A 4,221-nucleotide genomic window follows, 5' to 3' on the forward strand; every position below is an offset into this window, starting at 1 on the left:
CTGGGTTGCGGCCAGGGACGGCCAAAACCCAGCAACAACCAAAGCTGGGGTTCGTTCCTCACCCCAGCCTACCGATTAAAAATCAATGGGTTAGTTTTTAGACAGCCTCTTAGGGAACCGGCGCGAGTGTATAGCTGCGCAGCTTGCGGGAAAAGGTCTCCAGGGCCTGAATGCCGGTGGCTTCCGCCTGTTGACACCAGTCTTGCAGGGAGTTGAGAAGGGCCTCCTGATTGGGTGTGGTCCGCTCCCACAGATCCCGCAGACGTTCGCGGAACTGGTAGACGGTCTCTAATGTTTGGCTCTGGGCCAACACCTGCTCCAGGCGTTGTCTTGCGCGCTCGTCCAGCCGCGCTCCTTCCATGACCAACAGGCGTTGCGTGCGTCTGAACAGACGGCGGCAATGGCGTTTGCTGCGGCATAGCTCGGCGCGGGTGACCGGCGCGAGCACCTCCTGCGCGTAACGGGCGGCGATGTGCATGTGCCCGGTGACGACCGCGCGCACCGTATCCATATCGATGTTACCCTTGCCCGCGACGACCCGCGGCTTGGGTGCGACCTTCTTCACCTTGGCCAGACCGAGTACGCACAGCAGCCGCACGTAGAACCAGCCCAGATCCAACTCCCACCACTTGGAGGACAGCTTGGCGGAGCTTGGAAAGGCATGGTGGTTATTGTGCAGCTCTTCGCCGCCGATCAGGAGACCGAAGGGCAGGATGTTGGCCGAGGCATCCGGCGTCTCGAAGTTGCGGTAGCCCCAGTAATGGCCGACGCCGTTGATCACGCCGGCGGCGAAGAAGGGGATCCACATCATCTGAATCGCCCACAGGGTAATGCCGTAGACGCCGAACAGCAGCAGATCCAGGATCAGCATCAGCCCCAACCCCTGCCAGGTGTAACGGCTGTAGAGGCGGCGCTCGATCCAATCGTCGGGGGTGCCGTGACCGTACCGTAAGAGGGTCTGCGGATTACCGGCGGCCTTGACGTACAGCTCCGCACCCTCCGTCAGGACCTTGCCCAGGCCCAGAATTTTGGGGCTGTGGGGATCGTCGGGCGTCTCGCACTTGGCATGATGGCGGCGATGCACCGCGACCCACTCCCGGGTTACCATGCCGGTGGTGAGCCACAGCCAGAAGCGGAAGAAATGGCTTGCCGCCGGGTGCAGATCGAGCGCCCGATGGGCCTGCGAGCGATGCAGAAAGACCGTAACGGTCACGATGGTGACATGGGTCAGGGCCAGCCCGGCCAACACCACTTGCCATAAAGAAAGGTCCAGGATTCCGTATAAGCTCATCAGGGGGCCTCGGGGAAAGGGATAGCGGCGAAACCGTGTCGCCGGTGCAGGGACAGGTGCAGCGGTTGCAGGGCTGGTCGTAGGTCGGACCAGGGGAAATGCGCAGCGTGGCTCTTGGTTCCCATCTGTCGACAGAGCATCGGCCAGTGGGATAAGGCCACTATAGCTAATAAGGGACTGGAAAGAAACCGCTCGTCTATCCAGGACAACCGATGCAACATAACCTTAAAGGATAATGGTTCAGAGCCCCCTGTTGTTGCCATCCATGACACTGGATTCCGACACCCCCTGCCGGAATGACGCGGTGAGGCCACAATCTTGGCAATGAACCGCTTAAGGCACAGTAGACGTCTGGAAATGCGCTGCGTCTTAAGTAGTTCAGATTGCTTTTCTGTTTATTATTCGGTTGCCCTGCCCGTCTAGTGCCGCTCGAGATGCAGGTTGTTCAGGGCGTCCGGACGAGCGGTCCAACCGGGCGCCAGCCAGGTGGTGGATACTGTGTCCAGGATCACCGCCGGACCTGCTACGGGGTCGGCGCCGACCAGGGCCGTCCGTTGCAGTACCGGGACTGGTTGCTCACAACCCGCCACCGATACGCATTGCCCCGGGGGTGCGGCAATCTCGCCATCGGCTCGACTCAGGATCAGCTTCGGCGGTGCACCCGTCACCCGCACCCGCAGGTTGACCAATTCCACCGGGAGCGCCAGCCGATGGCCGTAACGCGCCTGATGCAGCCGATGAAAGGCCTCGGCGGTGACAGCCCGCCCTTCCCAGCCGAGGTTCAGGGTGTAGGATTGACCCCGGTAGCGGAGATCCAGGGACGAGACGGTTCGCAGCCGTGCCGGATCCAGTCCCTCGTGCGCCAGGGCCGCGACGGCCTCCGCGGCCAATGCCCTGAGCCGCTGCTCGATCTGCTGATCGCTGCGTTCAGCGAGCCTTCCCAACCAGGTGCGCGTCAATAGGCGTCCCGGCGGGGTCGCCAGCATGCCCAACGCGGAGAGCACCCCGGCATGGATGGGTACCATGGCCCGGCGCATGCCCAGGGCTTCGGCCAGCGCGCACACATGGAGCCCCCCCGCGCCGCCGAAGGAGGTCAGGGTGTAGTCCCGGGGGTCGAGCCCTCGCTGCACCGAGATGACCCGCAGGGCCCGTACCATATGCTCGTTGGCGACCCGCAGGATGCCCAGGGCCGCTGTCTTGGCATCCAATCCCATGGCGGCACCCAGCTGGCCGATCACCCGTTCAGCAGCGGTGACATCCAATTCCATGCGACCACCCAGGAAGGCCTCCGGGCGCAGCCGGCCGAGCACCAGATTGGCGTCCGTGACCGTCGGCTGCTCGCCGCCCTTGCCGTAACAGGCAGGACCGGGCTCGGCACCGGCGGACTCGGGTCCTACCAGCAACCGGCCCCCGGGGTCCAAGCGGGCGATGGAGCCGCCGCCGGCACCGATGGTGTGCATGTCCACCATGGGCACGGCCACCGGATAACCGGCGATGCGGCCTTCGGTGGTGAGGCCGGGCGCCCCGTCCACCAGGGCCACATCCGTGGAGGTGCCGCCCATGTCGAAGGTAAGTAGCCGCTCCCGACCCGCCAGCCGCCCGACGAACCCGGCGCCTGCCAGGCCTCCTGCGGGACCCGACAAGAGCAGCCGCACCGCCTGGTCCGCGGTCTGGTCGGCGGCCACTGACTCGCCGCTGGATTGCATGACGGCGACCAGGGCGCCGGGCAATCCGTGGCATAGCCGCTCCACATAGCGGGCGACCAGGGGACCCAACCAGGCATTGAGCCAGGTCGCTATACCGCGCTCATACTCCCCGGTTACCGGCAGCACCGCGGACGACCGGGAGACGAAGAGACCGGCGGGCAGGGCCTGCGCCAACGCCCGCTCGGCGCTGTCATCCAGGTACGAGAAGAGCAGATTGATGGCTACCGATTCGGGCCGCAGCCTTGCCACCTCCGCGCGTAGCTCGGCGATGTCCGACCGGGTTATGGGCTCCACCCAGCTCCCGTCGGCGGCGAGCCTGCCTGCGGTCTCCCAACAGAGCTCAGGAGGTACCGGCGGGCGGCGGGCCGGCGGTTGCAGATCGTACAGCTCCTCGCGCGCTTGGCGGCCGATGGTCAGCAGATCCCCGAGCCCGCGGTTGGCCACATAGAGGGTACGCACGCCCTTCCCCTCCAGGGCCGCATTGGTGGCCACGGTGGAACCGTGGATCACCCGCAGACCTTCCGCGTCGAGCCCCAGCTCCCGAATGCCCTGCAGGATCGCCACCTCCGGGGCCTGGGGGGTGGAGAGTACCTTATGCACCCGCAGGGCTCCGTCCTGCCACAGGACGAAATCCGTAAAGGTCCCACCGGTATCGATGCCGACTAGCCGCGTCTGAATTCTATGGCGCGGCCTGGGAGACCGGACCTGTTGCGTTCGACGCATAACGGCTTATCGATCCACTTCGGTGTCCGTGCCGGCGCGATCAACGAGCCTTTGAGCGTCGTAACCTAACACGTCCGGTCCCCCAAGCAGTGCCAGATAATTCAGGAGGCTCTTTAATGGATTCCGGACTGCTTTGGAGTGCGCCGGCAAAGCGGCGTGGCCGCATCGAACCTCAGTCACGGGGGATACCAGCGGCGTTGGCCGGGAATCCGAGCACTTAAGTTCAACCCGCGCCGCGGCGACGGCGCTTTCCCCTGGCCACAATACTTTTATGTAGCGCCAAATCCAAAGCGGCGGCAGGATTGTGCCACTTGGCCGACCCCCCGCTTATGCCTGGCGCTGTAGGTTCCGGTAAGCATCGGGGTCAGGTTGACGCCGCACTCCAAAATGTCCGGTGGTACCCTTCCATGATCCTTTCGGCTGACTCCCCACGCTCCAGCGTGGGAGCAGACTTGTCCCGACGGAGGAGGGATCTTGACGCTCCAGCGTCGATTAAGCGCC

The 4,221-nt window shown here is 64.6% G+C and carries 2 protein-coding genes; both read right to left on the reverse strand.

The features are described 5' to 3' along the window. Positions 1 to 109: 109 nt before the first annotated feature. Entirely contained in the window at positions 110 to 1,291 is a 1,182-nt protein-coding gene (locus tag BQ17_RS09180) for a DesA family fatty acid desaturase (RefSeq protein ID WP_089726368.1), read from the reverse strand. A 419-nt stretch (positions 1,292 to 1,710) separates the two neighbouring features. Then, a complete protein-coding gene (locus BQ17_RS09185) occupies positions 1,711 to 3,720 on the reverse strand; it encodes a hydantoinase/oxoprolinase family protein (protein WP_089726370.1) in 2,010 nt (669 codons plus the stop codon). Between the last annotated feature and the right edge of the window lie 501 nt (positions 3,721 to 4,221).

This window comes from Candidatus Thiosymbion oneisti (assembly GCF_900092655.1).
In the GTDB taxonomy this organism is placed as follows: domain Bacteria; phylum Pseudomonadota; class Gammaproteobacteria; order Chromatiales; family Chromatiaceae; genus Thiosymbion; species Thiosymbion oneisti.